Source organism: Streptomyces doebereineriae (assembly GCF_031845645.1).
Classification (GTDB): Bacteria; Actinomycetota; Actinomycetes; order Streptomycetales; family Streptomycetaceae; genus Streptomyces; species Streptomyces canus.
In genome coordinates this window covers 72,424-90,064 of record NZ_JAVREZ010000016.1, presented here as the reverse complement: position 1 = coordinate 90,064, position 17,641 = coordinate 72,424, and the positions used below count along the sequence as shown (strand labels likewise).

13 protein-coding genes are annotated in these 17,641 nt (G+C 70.6%); 4 read left to right on the top strand and 9 right to left on the bottom strand.

Going from position 1 to position 17,641, the window contains the following annotated elements:
• Window positions 1-4: 4 nt before the first annotated feature.
• Genes nuoL through nuoN form a run of 3 tightly spaced genes read left to right on the top strand, consistent with a single transcriptional unit; the run spans window position 5 to window position 5,192 of the window.
• On the top strand, window positions 5-1,969 hold the full coding sequence (gene nuoL / locus RNB18_RS36270; protein WP_311718329.1) for an NADH-quinone oxidoreductase subunit L: 1,965 nt from the start codon (window positions 5-7) through the stop codon (window positions 1,967-1,969).
• Window positions 1,970-1,974: 5 nt separating this feature from the next.
• Window positions 1,975-3,546: an NADH-quinone oxidoreductase subunit M gene (locus tag RNB18_RS36265; protein ID WP_311718328.1), complete on the top strand. Its 1,572-nt coding sequence runs from the start codon at window positions 1,975-1,977 to the stop codon at window positions 3,544-3,546.
• Window positions 3,543-5,192 (top strand): NADH-quinone oxidoreductase subunit NuoN, encoded by a 1,650-nt coding sequence (nuoN, locus tag RNB18_RS36260; protein WP_311718327.1) that lies wholly within the window; start codon window positions 3,543-3,545, stop codon window positions 5,190-5,192. The genes RNB18_RS36265 and nuoN overlap by 4 nt, the downstream gene beginning before the upstream one ends.
• Before the next feature lie 74 nt (window positions 5,193-5,266).
• Here the strand turns inward: nuoN and RNB18_RS36255 are convergent, their stop codons facing one another.
• On the bottom strand, window positions 5,267-5,767 hold the full coding sequence (locus tag RNB18_RS36255; RefSeq protein ID WP_311718326.1) for a hypothetical protein: 501 nt from the start codon (window positions 5,765-5,767) through the stop codon (window positions 5,267-5,269).
• Window positions 5,768-6,009: 242 nt separating this feature from the next.
• Between RNB18_RS36255 and recQ the strand changes: the two genes are divergently transcribed.
• Window positions 6,010-8,013: a DNA helicase RecQ gene (recQ, locus tag RNB18_RS36250; RefSeq protein WP_311718479.1), complete on the top strand. Its 2,004-nt coding sequence runs from the start codon at window positions 6,010-6,012 to the stop codon at window positions 8,011-8,013.
• Between the two features lie 66 nt (window positions 8,014-8,079).
• On the opposite strand, the gene RNB18_RS36245 is transcribed toward recQ, so the two are convergent.
• The 8 genes from RNB18_RS36245 to fahA all read right to left on the bottom strand — a co-directional run bounded on the left by RNB18_RS36245 (window position 8,080) and on the right by fahA (window position 17,411).
• Window positions 8,080-10,884 carry a fumarate reductase/succinate dehydrogenase flavoprotein subunit gene (locus tag RNB18_RS36245; RefSeq protein WP_311718324.1) on the bottom strand — a complete coding sequence of 935 codons (2,805 nt, stop codon included), beginning with the start codon at window positions 10,882-10,884 and terminating at the stop codon, window positions 8,080-8,082.
• An 11-nt stretch (window positions 10,885-10,895) separates the two neighbouring features.
• Entirely contained in the window at window positions 10,896-11,663 is a 768-nt protein-coding gene (locus tag RNB18_RS36240) for an ABC transporter ATP-binding protein (protein WP_311718323.1), read from the bottom strand.
• Window positions 11,647-12,555: an ABC transporter permease gene (locus RNB18_RS36235; RefSeq protein ID WP_311718322.1), complete on the bottom strand. Its 909-nt coding sequence runs from the start codon at window positions 12,553-12,555 to the stop codon at window positions 11,647-11,649. The genes RNB18_RS36240 and RNB18_RS36235 overlap by 17 nt, the downstream gene beginning before the upstream one ends.
• Window positions 12,552-13,889: an ABC transporter substrate-binding protein gene (locus RNB18_RS36230; RefSeq protein WP_311718320.1), complete on the bottom strand. Its 1,338-nt coding sequence runs from the start codon at window positions 13,887-13,889 to the stop codon at window positions 12,552-12,554. The genes RNB18_RS36235 and RNB18_RS36230 overlap by 4 nt, the downstream gene beginning before the upstream one ends.
• 16 nt (window positions 13,890-13,905) lie before the next feature.
• Window positions 13,906-14,133, bottom strand: a complete 228-nt coding sequence (locus RNB18_RS36225) for a 4Fe-4S dicluster domain-containing protein (protein ID WP_018568287.1) — start codon at window positions 14,131-14,133, stop codon at window positions 13,906-13,908.
• Window positions 14,134-14,164: 31 nt separating this feature from the next.
• Entirely contained in the window at window positions 14,165-14,950 is a 786-nt protein-coding gene (locus tag RNB18_RS36220) for a GntR family transcriptional regulator (RefSeq protein ID WP_311718319.1), read from the bottom strand.
• 129 nt (window positions 14,951-15,079) lie between these two features.
• On the bottom strand, window positions 15,080-16,021 hold the full coding sequence (locus RNB18_RS36215; protein WP_311718318.1) for a M56 family metallopeptidase: 942 nt from the start codon (window positions 16,019-16,021) through the stop codon (window positions 15,080-15,082).
• A 154-nt stretch (window positions 16,022-16,175) separates the two neighbouring features.
• Window positions 16,176-17,411, bottom strand: coding sequence for a fumarylacetoacetase (fahA, locus tag RNB18_RS36210; protein ID WP_311718316.1), 1,236 nt, complete (start codon window positions 17,409-17,411; stop codon window positions 16,176-16,178).
• Between the last annotated feature and the right edge of the window lie 230 nt (window positions 17,412-17,641).

The window sequence follows — 17,641 nt, the reverse complement described above, 5'->3', positions numbered from 1 at the left end:
AATCGTGGAGAACCTCATCGCGCTGCTCATCGCGGCGCCTCTGCTCGGAGCCGCGGTCCTGCTGACCGGCGGCCGGCGGCTGGACGCCGTCGGCCACTGGATCGGCACGATCCTCGCCGCCGCTTCCTTCGTGTTCGGCGCCATCCTCTTCGCCGACCTGCTCGGCAAGAACGCCGAGGACCGCACGCTCATCCAGCACCTGTGGACCTGGATCCCGGTCGAGGGCTTCCAGGCGGACGTCACCTTCCGCCTCGACCAGTTGTCGATGACGTTCGTGCTGCTGATCACCGGCGTCGGCTCGCTGATCCACCTGTACTCGATCGGGTACATGGAGCACGACGAGCGCCGCCGCCGCTTCTTCGGCTATCTGAACCTGTTCCTCGCGGCGATGCTGCTGCTCGTCCTCGCCGACAACTACCTCCTGCTGTACGTCGGCTGGGAGGGCGTCGGTCTCGCCTCCTACCTGCTGATCGGCTTCTGGCAGCACAAGCCGAGTGCGGCCACCGCGGCGAAGAAGGCCTTCCTGGTCAACCGCGTCGGCGACATGGGCCTGTCGATCGCGATCATGCTGATGTTCACGACGTTCGGCACCTTCGCCTTCGGCCCGGTCCTCGGCAGCCACGAGAAGCCCGGACTTGTCGAGGGCGCCTCCGAGGCCACGCTCACCGGCATCGCCCTGATGCTGCTGCTGGCCGCCTGCGGCAAGTCCGCCCAGGTGCCGCTGCAGTCCTGGCTCGGGGACGCGATGGAGGGCCCGACCCCGGTCTCGGCCCTCATCCACGCGGCGACCATGGTGACCGCGGGTGTCTATCTGATCGTCCGCTCCGCCAACATCTTCAACCTCGCGCCGGACGCCCAGCTCGTCGTCACCGTCGTCGGTGCCGTCACGCTCCTGTTCGGTGCGATCGTCGGTTGCGCGAAGGACGACATCAAGAAGGCACTGGCCGGCTCGACCATGTCGCAGATCGGCTACATGGTCCTCGCCGCGGGCCTCGGCCCCATCGGCTACGTCTTCGCGATCATGCACCTGGTGACGCACGGCTTCTTCAAGGCCGGGCTCTTCCTCGGGGCCGGTTCGGTCATGCACGGCATGAACGACGAGGTCGACATGAGGAAGTACGGCGGCCTCAGGAAGTACATGCCGATCACCTTCGTCACCTTCGGCCTCGGCTACCTCGCCATCATCGGCTTCCCGGGCCTGTCCGGCTTCTTCTCCAAGGACAAGATCATCGAGGCGGCCTTCGCCAAGGGCGGCACCGAGGGCTGGATCCTCGGCGGCGTGGCCCTGCTGGGCGCGGCCATCACCGCCTTCTACATGACACGCGTGATGCTGATGACGTTCTTCGGAGAGGAGCGCTGGAAGAACCAGCCCACCCGCTCTCCGGAGGCCCCGAGCGCGGAGCCCGCCGCCGAGCACCACGGCGCGCACGCCGAACCTCACCCGCACGAGTCCCCCAAGTCCATGACGATCCCGATGATCGTGCTGGCCTTCGGATCGGTCTTCGCGGGCGGCTTCTTCAGCATCGGCGACCGCTTCCTGCACTGGCTGGAGCCCATCACCGGGCACGACCACGGAGACGCGCCGATCAGCGCGACCACGGTCACGGCGGCCACGGTGACCGTGATGGTCATCGGCGTCGCGATCGCCTGGCTCCAGTACGGCCGCCGCCCGGTCCCGGTCGTCGCCCCGCGCGGGTCGCTGCTCACCCGGGCCGCCCGGCGCGACCTGCTCCAGGACGACTTCAACCACGTCGTCCTGGTCCGCGGCGGAGAGCACCTCACGCGCTCCCTGGTCTACGTCGACCACACCCTGGTCGACGGCGTGGTCAACGGCACGGCGGCCTCGGTCGGCGGTCTCTCCGGGCGGATGCGCAAGCTGCAGAACGGCTACGCGCGGTCGTACGCGGTCTCGATGTTCGGCGGCGCGGCGATCCTCGTCGCCGCGACCCTGCTGATGAGGGCGGTCTGATACCGATGTCCTTTCCTCTGCTGACAGCGACGGCGGCGCTCCCGGCGATCGGGGCGATCGCCACGGCCGCCGTGCCGGCCGCGCGACGCACCGCCGCCAAATGGCTGGCGCTGCTCGTCTCACTCGCCACACTCGCCCTCGCGATCATCGTCCTGGTCCGCTTCGACCCGGACGGCGCCCGCTACCAGCTCACCGAATCGCACGCCTGGATCGCGGACTTCGGGGTCAGGTACGAACTGGGCGTGGACGGCATCGGAGTGGCGCTTCTCGCGCTGACCGCGCTGCTGATCCCGTTCATCATCCTGGCGGGCTGGCACGACGCCGACCCGCTGGAGACCGGAAGCAGGCGGTGGCGGCCGACGCAGGGCTTCTTCGCCCTGATCCTGGCCGTCGAGGCGATGGTGATCATCTCCTTCGAGGCCACCGACGTCTTCCTCTTCTACATCTTCTTCGAAGCCATGCTCATCCCGATGTACTTCCTCATCGGCGGCTTCGGGGACCGTGCCCACGCGGGCTCCGACGAGAAGGCGGCGGCCCAACGCTCGTACGCCGCCGTGAAGTTCCTCCTCTACAACCTGGTCGGCGGTCTGATCATGCTGGCCGCGGTGATCGGCCTCTACGTGGTCGCCGGGAACTTCAGCCTCCAGGAGATCGCCGAAGCGCGTGCCAACGGCTCACTCGACATGGCGACCAACACCGAACGCTGGCTGTTCCTCGGGTTCTTCTTCGCCTTCGCGGTGAAGGCGCCCCTGTGGCCGCTGCACACCTGGCTGCCCAACGCGATGGGGGAGGCCACCGCCCCGGTGGCCGTGCTCATCACCGCGGTCGTCGACAAGGTGGGCACCTTCGCGATGCTCCGCTTCTGCCTCCAGCTCTTCCCGGAGGCCAGCAAGTGGGCGACGCCCGCGATCCTGGTCCTGGCGGTGATCAGCATCATCTACGGGGCGCTGCTCGCCGTCGGCCAGCGGGACATCAAGCGGCTGGTGGCCTACGCGTCGATCTCGCACTTCGGCTTCATCATCATGGGCATCTTCGCGATGACCAGCCAGGGCCAGTCCGGCGCGACGCTCTACATGGTCAACCACGGGATCTCGACCGCGGCGCTGATGCTGGTGGCCGGCTTCCTGATCTCGCGGCGCGGCTCGCGGCTCATCGCCGACTACGGCGGGGTCCAGAAGGTCGCCCCGGTGCTCGCCGGCACGTTCCTGATCGGCGGTCTGGCGACCCTGTCCCTGCCGGGACTCGCGCCCTTCGTGAGTGAGTTCCTGGTCCTGGTCGGCACGTTCGCGCGCTACCCGGTGATCGGCATCATCGCCACCTTCGGCATCGTGCTCGCCGCGCTCTACACCCTCGTCCTCTACCAGCGGACGATGACGGGCCCGGTGAAGCCCGAGGTCTCCGCGATGCCCGACCTGCGCGCGCGTGAGCTCCTGGTCGTCGCCCCGCTGGTCGTCCTGTTGATCTTCCTGGGCGTCTACCCGAAGCCCGTCACGGACATCGTGAACCCGGCGGTGAAGTCGACCATGTCCGACGTACACAAGAAGGACCCCAAGCCCGAGGTGGAGGCGGCCAAGTGAGTGCGACAGCCGTCCACAGCCTGTGGACAACCGCGGCCGACCCGATCTCCAAGATCGACGCGCCGAAGATCGAATACGGGCAGTTGTCGCCCACCCTGATCATCCTGGGTGCGGCGATCATCGGAGTGCTGGTCGAGGCGTTCGTCCCGCGCAAGTCCCGTTACTACGCCCAGCTGTTCGTGTCCGTCGTGGCGCTGTGCGCCGCCTTCGCGGCGGTCGTCGCGCTCGCAAGCGACGGGTACGCCACCACCAAGGCGGGCATCGCGGCGATGGGCGCGATCGCCGTCGACGGGCCCGCCCTGTTCCTCCAGGGCACGATCCTGCTGGCGGGCCTGGTCGGCCTGTTCACCTTCGCCGAGCGCCGGCTCGACCCCGAGACACACGGCAATCGCGTCGACTCGTTCGCCGCCCAGGCCGCGTCCGTGCCGGGCAGTGACAGCGAGAAGGCCGCCGTGAAGGCCGGGTTCACCACCACCGAGGTGTTCCCGCTGCTGCTCTTCGCGGTCGCGGGCATGCTGATCTTCCCGGCGGCCAACGACCTGCTGACGCTGTTCGTGGCCCTGGAGGTCTTCTCGCTCCCGCTGTACCTGCTGTGCGCCCTGGCCCGCCGCAAGCGCCTCATGTCGCAGGAGGCCGCGGTCAAGTACTTCCTGCTGGGCTCGTTCGCCTCCGCGTTCACCCTGTTCGGCATCGCGCTGCTGTACGGCTACGCGGGCTCGGTGTCGTACGGCACCATCGCGAAGGTCGTCGACGGCACGATCACCACCGTGGACCCGGCGCTCGTGGACACCATGGGCAACGACGCGCTGCTGCTGATCGGCGCCGCGATGATCGTCATGGGTCTGCTGTTCAAGGTCGGCGCCGTCCCGTTCCACATGTGGACGCCGGACGTCTACCAGGGTGCGCCGACCCCGGTCACCGGCTTCATGGCGGCGGCGACCAAGGTGGCCGCGTTCGGCGCGCTGTTGCGCCTGCTGTACGTCGTCCTGCCGGGCCTGCGCTGGGACTGGCGGCCGGTCATGTGGGCCGTCGCGATCGTCACCATGCTCGGCGGTGCGATCGTCGCGATCACGCAGACCGACATCAAGCGGCTGCTGGCGTACTCGTCGATCGCGCACGCGGGATTCATCCTCGCGGGTGTCATCGCGACCACGCCGGACGGGGTCTCGTCCGTCCTCTTCTACCTGGCGGCGTACTCGTTCGTGACGATCGGCGCGTTCGCCGTGGTGACGCTGGTGCGTGACGCCGGTGGTGAGGCGACACACCTGTCCAAGTGGGCGGGCCTGGGGCGTCGTTCGCCGCTGGTGGCCGCCGTGTTCGCGGTGTTCCTGCTGGCCTTCGCCGGTATCCCGCTGACCTCTGGCTTCGCCGGGAAGTTCGCCGTGTTCAAGGCGGCGGCGGAAGGCGGCGCGGCGCCGCTCGTCGTGGTCGGTGTGATCTCGTCGGCCATCGCCGCGTTCTTCTACATCCGGGTGATCGTGCTGATGTTCTTCAGCGAGCCGCGCCCGGAGGGGCCGACGGTCGCCGTGCCGTCACCGCTGACGATGACGGCGATCGGGGTCGGCGTGGCGGTCACGCTGGTGCTCGGTGTGGCGCCGCAGTACTTCCTGGACCTGGCGAACCAGGCGGGAGTGTTCGTGCGCTGATCCGCGGTGCCTGAACCGTGTTCACGCAACGGGCCCCGGCTCCCTCGAAGGGAGCCGGGGCCCGTTGCGTACGCTCAGGGGGCCGGGGTCGCCGGACACGTCACGTCGGGGTGCGTGGGGTTGAAGAGACCGCTCGGGTTCGGCTTGTAGAGCCAGGCGCGCAGGGTGTAGCCGGAGCCCACGTCGGACACGTCCTCCGGTACCTGGAACGTCTGGCCGAACATCGTCGGCGGGGTGACACCCGACTCGGCCTTCACGACCCACTCCACGGCGACGAGCCGGAGCCCGTCCGGGTCGTTCTCGTAGAGGAGCGCCGCGGGCCTGTCGGGGTCCGTCTCCCCGACGTTCTCCTCGTTGACGTAGTGGTAGCCCATGCCGGGCACGCAGCTCGTGGGGGCGTAACCGTCGGCGACGGCGTACGGCTCGTAGGCGTACATGCCGGTGGCAACGTATGTCCTGGCCAGCTCGGTCCAGATGAGCGGGTCCGGGTCGGCTGCCTGTGCGGGTGCGGCGGTCAGTGAGAAGGCCGCCGCCGCCGCGACGGTGAGCACTGCCTTCAGGGGCCGAGGGGCCATGGTGGTTCTCCTTGAGGCGGGCGAGGCGCGCGCACGGGGCGCCGGCCCGTGGCGAGGGGAGCGGGTCTCCCCGGCCCGCCCCAGCAGCATGTCCCCGCCTCGAACGAATGCGCCATGTGGCAGAGGCCATTCGAATGACCACGGAACGTCACAGGCCCGGCCTGTGGATAACTCCGACGCTGTCGGTCCCGGCACCTATCGTGGAGGCAGTGGTCGAGGGACGACGTACGGGGGACGGGACTATGGGCGGGATGGGCGGTATCAGCGAGATGCCAGGGATCACCGGGACAGCGGACACGAGCGACAGCGAGGCACTGGCCACGCTGCACCGGGTCTTCGGATACGACGCCTTCCGCGGCGAGCAGGAAGAGATCATCGAGCATGTGGTGGCCGGCGGCGACGCCGTCGTGCTCATGCCGACCGGCGGCGGCAAGTCGCTGTGCTACCAGATTCCGTCCCTGGTCAGGCCCGGCACGGGCATCGTCGTCTCACCGCTCATCGCGCTGATGCAGGACCAGGTGAACGCGCTCAGGGCGCTCGGCGTGCGCGCCGGGTTCATGAACTCCACGCAGGACTTCGACGAGCGCCGCGTGGTGGAGGCCGAGTTCCTGGCCGGAGAGCTGGACCTGCTCTACCTCGCGCCGGAGCGGCTGCGGCTGGACGCCACCCAGGACCTGCTCTCCCGCGGCAAGATCGCCGTCTTCGCCATCGACGAGGCGCACTGCGTCTCGCAGTGGGGCCACGACTTCCGTCCCGACTATCTGACGCTGTCGGTGCTCGGCGAGCGCTGGCCCGACGTTCCGCGGATCGCGCTCACCGCGACGGCCACGCGTGCCACGCACGACGAGCTCACCCAGCGGCTGAACATGCCGACGGCCCGGCACTTCGAGGCGAGCTTCGACCGGCCCAACATCCAGTACCGGATCGTGCCGAAGGCCGACCCCAAGAAGCAGCTGCTGGCCTTCCTGCGCGAGGAGCACGCGGGCGACGCGGGCATCGTGTACTGCCTCTCCCGCAAGTCGGTGGAGGCCACGGCCGAGTTCCTCTCCCGCAACGGCATCGAGGCGGTCCCGTACCACGCGGGCCTGGACGGGGGCACCCGCGCCGCCCACCAGTCCCGCTTCCTGCGCGAGGACGGCCTGGTCGTGGTGGCGACCATCGCCTTCGGCATGGGCATCGACAAGCCGGACGTCCGCTTCGTCGCTCACCTCGACCTGCCCAAGTCGGTCGAGGGTTACTACCAGGAGACGGGCCGCGCGGGGCGTGACGGACTGGCGTCCACGGCCTGGATGGCCTACGGCCTCAACGACGTCATACAGCAGCGCAAGATGATCCAGTCGAGCGAGGGCGACGAGGCGTTCCGGCGCCGGGCCGCCGCTCACCTGGACTCGATGCTGGCGCTGTGCGAGACCGCCCAGTGCAGGCGCGGACAGCTCCTGAACTACTTCGGCCAGGAACCGGAGCCGACGGGCTGCGGCAACTGCGACACCTGCCTCACACCACCGGAGACCTGGGACGGCACGGTCGCCGCCCAGAAGCTGCTCTCGACGGTGGTGCGGCTGCAGCGGGAGCGCGGGCAGAAGTTCGGGGCCGTGCAGATCGTCGACATCCTGCTCGGCAAGCGCACCGCCAAGGTCATCCAGTTCGACCACGACCAACTGTCGGTCTTCGGCATCGGCGAGGAGCTGTCCGAGGGCGAATGGCGAGGTGTCGTACGGCAGTTGCTGGCCCAGGGACTGCTCGCGGTCGAAGGGGACTACGGCACGCTGGTGCTGACCGAGGCGAGCGGTGCGGTGCTGCGGCGGGAGCGGGAGGTGCCGCTGCGCAAGGAACCGATGAAGCCGGTGAGCGCCAAGGGCTCCTCGTCCTCTTCCGGTCGGGGCAAGGCCAAGGCCGTCGTGGCCGAGCTGCCAGAGGCGCTGGTGCCGGCGTTCGAGGCACTGCGGGCCTGGCGCGCCGAGCAGGCCCGTGAGCAGGGCGTCCCGGCGTACGTCATCTTCCACGACGCCACGCTCAGGGAGATCGTCACGGTGTGGCCCACGTCCGTGACGCAGCTCGGAAGCGTCGGCGGGGTCGGTGAGAAGAAGCTCGTGACGTACGGGGAGGGTGTGATCGAGGTTCTAGCCGGGCTGGCCGACGGCGGTGCGGCCGCGAAGACACCGGACCAGGCCGGCGACGCGGATCCCGGCGCGGACCACTGGCCCGAGATGGACGCGGAACCGGCGCCCGAGGACGACTGGATATAGCCGCCACCGGGCTCCGGCTCCGGCGCGGGGCGCGCGTCGGCTGTGTCGCGCAGGCCTTACGTCACCTCACAAGGCCCGCGCCGCATACGCCCTGACGTCCGCGTCCGAGTCCGTCGTCGCCGTGGCCAGGGCCGCGCGGGCGTCGTTGTTGCTCGTGTGCCGGGTCAGGGCGAGGACGGCGGCCTTGCGGACGTCGGCGTTCGGGTCGGCGAGGGCTTTCGCGAGGGCGGGGACGGCCACGTCGGAACCGGCGGCGGACAGCGCCGTCGCGGCACCCGACCTGACCTGCCACGCGGCGGCCGACAGGGCGGCGACGGCGCGGGTGGCGAGGGGTGCGGGGCAGCCGGTGGTGCCGAGCGCTGCGTAAGCGGCCCCCCGTACCAGGGCGTCGGCGTCGTCGGTGAGACGGGCCAAGGCGTCGAGGACGTCGTCGAGCGGGCGTTCCGCCGACACCGTGGCCAGTGCCTTGGCGATCGTCACGCGGACCTCGCGGGACGGGTCGGTCGTCGCCGCGTGGGCGAGTTCCACGGCGGCGTCCACCGAGACGAGGGCACGGACGGCCTCGATGCGGACGGCGATGTCCGGGTCGGTGAGGGCCCCGGCGAACAGCGCCGTGTCGCCGAGGCGCAGGGCCCGCAACACGTCCAGGGCGGCGGCGCGGACGACCGGGTCGGACTCGGCCAGGGCGGCGGCGAGGCCCTCGCGGAGGGCGGGCTCGGGCGGGAGAGTCTCGACGAGTTCGCGCAGGGACGCGGCCGCGGCGGCACGGACGCCGGGGTCGTGGTCGGTGAGGGCTTTGGCGAGGACCGGCCCGGTCCCCGGTGGCGCGGTCTCCGTCAGGACGGTGACGGCCGTACGGCGGACAGCGGGCTCGGGATCGGACAAGTAGGTCCGGACGATGGTGAGTTCGGGTTCCTGTTCGGCGAGAGCGAGGAGTTCGAGCAGACGGGGTGAGACCGGGGCGGAAGAGTCCGGGGCGGGTGAGACCGGGGCGTCCGTCACGGTGTCGGCAGCGGGGCGGTCGGCGGCCGTGTCGCTCGTGGCACCGAACTGCCCGACGGCGACCGGGGCCACCTCCCGCGCGCCCGCTGTCGCCACCACCTCGGCGTGCACCTCGCCGAGGTGCCGGGAGGCGCCGCCGACGGGGGTGAACTCGTCGATCGGAACCAGATAGGGAGCCACGGGACGGGCCGTGAACTCCATCGCACCGGAGGGGGACTTGTGCAGGTCGAGGTGGTGGAACCAGGAGGCGTCGTCGCGATGGGGGTGGTCGAGACGCTCGTGGTAGAGGCCCCAGCGGGACTCCGTGCGGGCGAGGGAGGCGCGCGCGGCCATCTCGGCGCAGTCGCGGATGAAGGAGACCTCGGCGCAGCGCATCAGCTCGTGCGCGGTGCGGGCACCCATCGAGGCGATGTCGGTGCGCATCCGCTCGAAGGACTCCAGGGCCAGCGACAGCCGCGCCCCCGACTTCGGCGGGGCCACGTAGTCGTTCACGAAGCGGCGGAGCTTGTACTCGACCTGGGGCTGCGGCGGGCCGTCCGGGTTGCGCAGCGGGCGGTAGATCAGTTCGTGCGCCTCGCGGAGCTGGTCGAGCGGCAACTCCCCTTCGTACGGCGCGTACTGGGAGGCGTCCGCGCCCGCCAGGTCACCGAAGACGAAGGCGCCGATCATGTAGTTGTGCGGGACGCAGGCCAGGTCGCCGGCCGCGTAGAGCCGGGGGACGGTCGTACGGGCGTGGTCGTCGACGCGGACGCCGGAGGCCGAGTGGCCGCCGCACAGGCCGATCTCGGAGATGTGCATCTCGATGTCGTGGGTGCGGTAGTCGTGACCGCGGCCTTCGTGGAACGTGCCTCGCGTGGGCCGTTCCGTGGAGTGCAGGATCGACTCCAGGGACGAGATCGACTCCTCGGGGAGGTGGCTCAGTTTCAGGTACACGGGCCCCCGGTCGGACGCGACCTCCGCCGCGAACTCGGCCATCATCTGGCCGGACCAGTAGTCGGAGTCGACGAAGCGCTCGCCGTGCCGGTTGACCTGGTAGCCGCCGAAGGGGTTGGCGACGTACGCGCAGGCGGGCCCGTTGTAGTCCTTGATCAGCGGGTTGATCTGGAAGCACTCGATGCCGGTGAGCTCGGCTCCCGCGTGGTAGGCCATGGCGTAGCCGTCGCCCGCGTTGGTCGGGTTCTCGTAGGTGCCGTACAGGTAGCCGGAGGCGGGCAGGCCCAGGCGGCCGCAGGCGCCGGTCGCCAGGATCACCGCGCCCGCGCGGACCGTGACGAACGCGCCCGTACGCGTGTTGAAGCCGACCGCGCCCACCGCACGGCCGTCCTCGGGAGAGGTCAGCACCCGCACCGGCATCACCCGGTTCTCGATGCGGATCCGCTCCCGCATCTCGCGCCGCCGCAGCTGCCGGTACAGCACCTTTTTGACGTCCTTGCCCTCCGGCATCGGCAGCACGTACGAACCGGAGCGATGGACCTGGCGGACCGCGTAGTCGCCGTGCTCGTCCTTCTCGAACTTCACGCCGTACGACTCCAGGCGCTGCACCATGCCGAAGCCGCGCGTGGCGGTCTGGCGGACGGTGGACTGGTCGACGATGCCGTCGTTGGCGCGGGTGATCTCGGCGACGTAGTCGTCCGGTTCGGCACGGCCGGGGATGACCGCGTTGTTGACGCCGTCCATGCCCATGGCGAGGGCGCCGGAGTGCCGGACGTGGGCCTTCTCCAGCAGGATGACGTCCGCGCCGTGCTCGGCGGCGGTCAGGGCGGCCATGGTGCCGGCGGTGCCGCCGCCGATGACAAGGACGTCGCAGGTGAGTTCCTCGGCGTCGGTGAGCGCGGGGATCTCCAGGGGCGGGTTCACGGAGGTGGTCACCGGGGGGCCTTTCAGGTACCGAGCGAGGAGAGGACGTCGCGCCGCAGCGCCAGGCGTGCCGGGTCGTCGTGGGCCGTGCGGTCACGCGGGCGGGGCACGTCGCGTACGGCGGTCAGGCGGCCGGAGCCGATGAGCGCGACCCGGTCGCCCAGGAAGAGGGCCTCGTCCACGTCGTGGGTGACGAAGACGACGGTGGCCCCGGTGCCCCGCAGTACCTCGACGAGGAGGTCCTGCATTCCGGCGCGGGTCTGGGCGTCCAGGGCGCCGAAGGGTTCGTCCATGAGGACGGCGCGCGGCGCTCCCGCGAGGGCGCGGGCCAGCTGGGCGCGCTGGCGCTGTCCGCCGGAGACGCGGTGCGGCAACTGCCGGGCGTGGTCGGCCAGTCCGACGCGCTCCAGCCACGCCTCCGCCTGCCGCCTGCGCTCCGCACGCGGCACCCCCTTGATGGCGAGCGGGAGTTCGACGTTCGCGCGCAGGGTGCGCCAGGGCAGGAGGGCGTCCTCCTGGAAGATCAGGGCGCGGTCGGCGGCGGGGCCGGTCAGCGGGCGTCCGTCCTGGCTGACCTCTCCGGTAAGCGGCGACAGCAGTCCGGCCAGCGTGCGCAGCAGCGTCGACTTGCCGCATCCGGAGGGCCCGACGAGGGTCAGGATCTCGCCGGGAGCCACCACGAGGTCCACTCCGTCGAGCACGGGCACGTCGGGCCGCCCGAGGGCGGCGCCGCGCAGCGCCAGTGCCGCGCCGGCGCGGGCGGCCGAACGGACGTCAGACGAGCTGGTCATGGGGCACGCCCTCCTGAGTCGTGGGGCTCACCGGTACGGCGGCCGCGGCACGGTTCACCCGCCGCGGAGCTCGGCCGGCGGCGACGTACGACGTCCTCGGCAGCCATCGCGTCAGGCGGCGGCCCAGGAGTTCCACGGCGGTGGAGGTGAGCCAGCCGAGGACGCCGATGGTGACCATGCCGACGAAGACACCCGCGTAGTTGACGACGGTGTAGTCCTGCCAGGTGCGGTAGCCGACGCCGTACTGGCCGGAGATCATCTCGGCGGAGATCACACAGATCCACGACACGCCGATGCCGACGGACAGGCCGCCGAAGATGCCCGGCAGGGCGCCCGGCAGGACGACCGAGGCGAGGATCCGCCACCGGCCGCCGCCCATGGTCAGCACCGCCTCCTCCCACCCGGGGGTCAGCGCGCGGACCGCGTGCCGGGTGGAGACCAGGACGGGGAAGAAGGCGGCGGTGAAGGTGATGAAGACGATGCCCTGTTCGTTGGAGGGGAACAGCAGGATCGCGACGGGGACCAGGGCGATCGCGGGGATCGGGCGGACGACCTCCAGGACCGGGCCGAGCAGGTCCTCGGCGAGGCGGGAGCGCGCCACGAGCACGCCCGCCGCCACACCGAGCACCGCGGCCAGCAGGAAACCGGTGAGGATGCGGGTGAGGCTGTCGGTGAGGTCCGTCCAGTAGTCCGGGCCGGACAGCCGGTCGGCGAAGGTGCGGGCCACGTCGGCGACCGTGGGGAACTGCGAGAAGCGCAGCCACAGGTCGATGTCGAGACTGGTCAGCAGCTGCCACACGCCGAGGGCGACCGCGAGCGAGGCCGCCCGCAGCGCGTACCGGCCGAGCCGGGGCACCCCCCGGCCCCGGCTCGCGCGCGACTTCCCGCTCACGACGCCTGCTCCAGCGCCTCGGCGTACGTGACGACCCGGGCGCCGCCGTGCGCGGAGACGTAGGCCCGCGCGGTCTCCGGGGCGACGAAGGGCAGCAGTTCGTCGCCGTCGGCCACCCAGACCGCCTTGTCGGCGAACCAGAGGGTGCCGGTGGTGGCGTCGGGGACGTAGGCGGCGCGGATGCCGTCCTTGTGGGCGGAGACGTACGCGAGGAGTTCGGCGGGCGTCTTGAAGCTCTGGGTCTTGGAGGCGCCCTTGGGCCAGACCTCGCTCGCGGAGGCGGACGGCTTCGTGGTGAGGCGAGCCGCGTAGTCGGACCCGAGGGCCTTCCTGACGTACTGGTCGTCGACGAAGGAATCCACGTCCACGTCACCGGTGAGCTTGGCCGCCTTCAGGACCGAGACGTCCTGCTTCAGGGCGGAGACGAGCTGGGGTTTGATCGCCGGGTCGAAGGTGGCGATGCCGTGGGCGCCGTTGTAGAGGTAGACGACCTCGGCGGGCAGGCCGGTGGCCTTGGCGACCGACTCGGCGGCGCCGACCGGGTGGGTGTTGAGGTAGTCGGTGGCCTCGGCCTGGGCTTTGAGGAACGCCTCCAGGACCGTCGGCCGCTGCTTCGCGAAGTCCTCGCGGGCGGTGACGCCGTGGAAGGTGGGGAGGTCCAGCTCGGCACCGTCGTAGAGCGCCTTCGCCTTGCCCTGGTAGGCGAGCAGACCGGGCCAGGCGACGAACTGCGACAGGGCGTCAGTGCTGCCCGCCGACAGGGCCGAAGCGCCCACCGCGGGCTGCTGGTTGAGCTTCTCGATGCCCTTGTCGGGGTCGATGTCGGCGCGCTGGAGGGCCCGTACGAGGGTGCCGTCGGCGGCGGAGCCGACGCTCGTGGAAACCTTCTTGCCCTTCAGGTCGCCGAGGGAGTTCAGTTTCGAGTTCGGGGAGGTGACGATCGTGTTGAGGCCGCCGCGCAGGTTGTAGCCGGTGACCGAGACCAGGCGGGTGGGCTTGCCGAGCTGCTTGCCGCGGGCCGCGTTGATGAGGAGCGGGAAGTCGCCCATCGAGCCGATGTCGATCTTCCCGGCGGTCATCTGGGCGGTGATGGGGGCGCCGGTGGCGTAGTCCTGCCAGTCGACCTTGTAGGTGTGGCCGTCGTGGAGGGAGTTGAGCTGCTTCTCGAAGTAGCCGAGCGAGCGAAGCAGCGTCCCGGCCGTGACCGTGTTGATGGTCTTGGACTGGTAGCCGACGGTGACGGTGACCGTGGAACTGTCGCCCGCCTGGGCACTGCCGCAGGCCGTCAGCGGCGCGAACAGCAGCAGTGCGGCGACAACCGGTTTGTGTTTCATGGGATTTCTGGACCTCTCACCGGAGCAGATAGGGCATGTTGACCGTGACGGCTCCGGTGGGACAGCGGGCCGCGCACGGGCCGCAGTACCAGCACTCGTCGACGTGCATGTAGGCCTTGCCGCTGCTGGTGTCGATGGCCAGGGAGTCCAGCGGGCACATGTCCACGCAGAGCGTGCAGCCGTCGATGCACTTCGACTCGTCGATGGTCACGGGCACATCGGCCCGCTGGGGCGCCAAGGGCATGGCTGTCTCCAGGAAACGGCTCGGAAAGAGGTCAGAGGGAGCGGTGCAGCAGACCGCTCATCGTGATGCGGTCGCCGCGGAAGCGGATGAACTCCAGGTCGACGGGGCGGCCGTCGGCGAGGTGGGTGAGGCGTTCCAGCATCAGGACGGCCGCGCCGCGCGGGGCTTCCAGTACGGCGGCGGAGTGGGCGTCCGCGTTCACCGCCTCCAGGGTGATCTCGGCGTGGCCGAGGCCCTGGCCGGTGATCGTCTCCAGGAGGCGGAAGACGTCGGTGTTCTCCAGGTCGGCGCCGAGCAGGGCGGTGCCGATGTCGAGGGGGATGTAGGTGAGGTCGAGGGAGAGGGGGAGGCCGTTCAGGCGGCGCAGGCGTTCGATGTAGAGGACGTCGGTGCCGGGGGCGATCTGGAGGCGCTGGGCCACCGGGTGGGGGGCGGGGGCCGGGCCCATCGTGCGGACCTCGTTGGTGACCGTGCCGTGTTCGCGCAGGGTTTCCGCGAGGCCCATCAGACGGTCCAGGCCATGGGGGTACTTCTGGCCCACGACCACGGTGCCGACGCCGGGGAGGCGTTCGACCAGGCCTTCGGCGCGGAGCAGGTCCAGGGCTTGGCGGACCGTGTTGCGGGAGGCGCGGTAGTCGGTGGCGAGGGTCGTCTCGTGGGGGAGGGTGCCGTCCTCGAAGCCGCCGGTCAGGAGCTGGTGGCGCAGGAGGTCGGCGAGTTGTCGTGCCTGGTCCGCACGCAGCCGGCGCCGGGCGCGGGCGGCGACGGTGGTCGCGCCTTGGCCGGCGTGGTCCCGGATGCGGTCGGTGGGTGGCATGGCTGGAACCATACCGAGCTGGTAGGAAAAGCAGTGTTGCCGGATTGTTGCGCCACCTGACGGTGTGACGGTTTGGTGGCTGACCTGCGGTTTCTGCAGCTGTGGGGTGAGATGTGCCACCTGACCCCGCTACACCAGCGCCGACAACCCCGGACCGAAGACGATCAGCAGCGGCAGCAACGGCACCAGTGAAGCCATCGCCGTGGTCAACGCCCTCTGCCGCCGCAACAACCTCGGCGGCGGCTCCAGCAGACGGTCCACCCGCTCACCCAGCAACCGATGACTGGAGGCGCACGACAGCACCCCCCGATGCTGGTTCAGCTCGATCAGCGCCAACGCCGTCGTCAGGTGCCCGCACCGCCGTGACGCCGTGTCGTCCGCCGCCAGTTCCACCAGGCGGTGCGTCTGGTCGCAGAAGTGGGCGAAGAGCGGCACCCGGGGAAATCCCGTGGCCAGCGCGGTAGACAGATGGAGCAGCCAGTCGTGGCGGGCCCGCGCATGTCCGCGCTCGTGGGTGAGGACGGCGTCCAGCTGGTGATCGGTCAGCCGGTGCAGCGCACCGGTCGTCACGATCAGCTGCGGCGGATTCCCCGGCATCCACCAGGCGTCCGGATACTCGTCCTCCAACACCAGCAGCGGACCGCGCGCGACAGCGCCCAGCCCGGCCGGCAGATCCGGCGCGCGCTCCCGCAGATGCTCACGGGCGACCCCCTGGCGCCGACGGGCCTCGACCAGTTCACGGGCCAGCATCGCCGTGGTCCACGCGGCCCCGCCCGCCAGCAGCAGGGTCAGGGTGACCGCCCAGAGCGGCGCCGCCGAGAGGTCGTACGCCGCGGTCACGGCCGGCGGCGCCGGGGCGAACACATGGTCGCGGACCGTGTGGAAGACCGCCGCCGCCCCCAGCACCAGCGCCGTCAGACAGCACAGCAGCACCGTGGCGACCAGGCACTGCCACACCCACAGCCCGACCACCGGTTCCCGTTCGGGCCACGCGGACCGGGTGAGCGCACGCGGCACCGGCACGGCGGCCGCTACGGCGACGGTGCTCAGCAGGAGCAGGCAGAGAGTCATGCCACGGGCTCCGCATCCTGATCGGAGACAGGGAAGGTGAGGCAGGGTGGTGAGGTGCTGCGGGGCGGGCGATACGTCGTCCCACGTATGCCGCCCGCCGCCAGTATGCCGTGAGCGGACGCCCTACGGCAGGACTCGAACAGCACCGGACGCCTCACACCTCCCCGGACACCACCCGCCCCGTCACTTCCCCCAGCCCCACCCGGACCCCGCCCGGACCGGGAGCCCACGCCGACAGCGTCACCACGTCCCCGTCCTCCAGGAACGTCCGCTTCCCGTCGGGGAGTTCGAGCACGTCCCGGCCGTTCCAGGTCAGCTCCAGCAGCGAACCCCGCTCGCCCGCCGAGGGCCCGCTCACCGTTCCCGAGCCGTACAGGTCACCCGTCCTCAGCGACGCCCCGTTCACCGTCATGTGGGCCAGCTGCTGGGCCGCAGTCCAGTACATGGTGGAGAACGGCGGCTCCGACACGACGTGGCCGTTGACCGCGACGGAGATCCGCAGGTCGTAGCCCCCGGGTTCCACGTCGGAAGCGGTGTCGTCCAGATACGGCAGGAGCTCGTGCGTCCGCTCCGGCGGCGCCACCCGCGCCTCCTCCAGCGCGTCCAGCGGGGTGATCCACGCCGACACCGACGTGGCGAAGGACTTGCCGAGGAACGGGCCGAGGGGGACGTACTCCCAGGCCTGGATGTCCCGCGCGGACCAGTCGTTGAGCAGGCAGAGCCCGAAGACGTGCTCCCGGAAGCCGTCGAGCCCGACCGGCCGGCCCAGCTCCGAGGGCGTCCCGACCACGAAACCGACCTCCGCCTCGATGTCGAGCCGCACGGACGGACCGAAGACGGGAGAGGCGTCGGAGGGGGCCTTCCGCTGCCCCGACGGCCGTACGACATCCGTCCCCGACACCACCACCGTGCCCGCGCGGCCGTGGTACCCGATTGGCAGGTGCTTCCAGTTGGGGGTCAGGGAGTCGGCGGCGTCGGGCCGGAACATCTGGCCGACGTTTCGCGCGTGGTTCTCGGAGGCGTAGAAGTCGACGTAGTCCGCGACCTCGAAGGGGAGATGGAGGTCGACCGACGACAGCGGGTGGAAGAACCCCGCGACGGCCTCCTGGTGCGCCGGCACGGTCACCCACGCGGTGAGCGCGCGCCGCACGTCCGACCAGGCCGTGCGGCCGGCGGCGAGGAGCGGGCGCAGGGAGGGCCGGGCGAGCAGGGAGACGTACGGGGAACCGAGGGCGGCGGCCGCCGCGCCCGCGTCGAGGACGTGGTCACCGAGGCGGACGCCGACGGTCCGGTCGGACGAACCCGTCGGCGAGAACACTCCGTAGGGGAGGTTGTGCGGGCCGAAGGGGTCGCCCTCGGGCACGTCGAAGGGGACATCGAAGGGGGGCATGGGGTGCTGCCTCACTCTCGCGCATGCCGTGCGGTGCAGGTGGTCGCGGCACACGTTACGTCCGAGTCGCCTGTCGCGGCAGTGCCTCAAGGGGCAGCAAGGCGACTAAAGAGTTCGCAATGTCCCGTTAAGGGGCACTCGGAGGCTTCCATTCCGGCTTAGCGTCCTTTGCGAGTACGGACGGGATGGGTGGGGTCACGTCCGTTGGGGGACGCGTGGGGGGACCGTGG

Excerpts from the sequence above, each read along its gene's own strand:
- RNB18_RS36215 (WP_311718318.1), bottom strand. The coding sequence starts at position 16,021 with ATGACTCTCTGCCTGCTCCTGCTGAGCACCGTCGCCGTAGCGGCCGCC.
- RNB18_RS36265 (WP_311718328.1), top strand. The coding sequence starts at position 1,975 with ATGTCCTTTCCTCTGCTGACAGCGACGGCGGCGCTCCCGGCGATCGGG.
- RNB18_RS36255 (WP_311718326.1), bottom strand. The coding sequence starts at position 5,767 with ATGGCCCCTCGGCCCCTGAAGGCAGTGCTCACCGTCGCGGCGGCGGCG.
- recQ (WP_311718479.1), top strand. The coding sequence starts at position 6,010 with ATGGGCGGGATGGGCGGTATCAGCGAGATGCCAGGGATCACCGGGACA.
- fahA (WP_311718316.1), bottom strand. The coding sequence starts at position 17,411 with ATGCCCCCCTTCGATGTCCCCTTCGACGTGCCCGAGGGCGACCCCTTC.
- RNB18_RS36230 (WP_311718320.1), bottom strand. The coding sequence starts at position 13,889 with ATGAAACACAAACCGGTTGTCGCCGCACTGCTGCTGTTCGCGCCGCTG.
- RNB18_RS36220 (WP_311718319.1), bottom strand. The coding sequence starts at position 14,950 with ATGCCACCCACCGACCGCATCCGGGACCACGCCGGCCAAGGCGCGACC.
- RNB18_RS36225 (WP_018568287.1), bottom strand. The coding sequence starts at position 14,133 with ATGCCCTTGGCGCCCCAGCGGGCCGATGTGCCCGTGACCATCGACGAG.
- RNB18_RS36240 (WP_311718323.1), bottom strand. The coding sequence starts at position 11,663 with ATGACCAGCTCGTCTGACGTCCGTTCGGCCGCCCGCGCCGGCGCGGCA.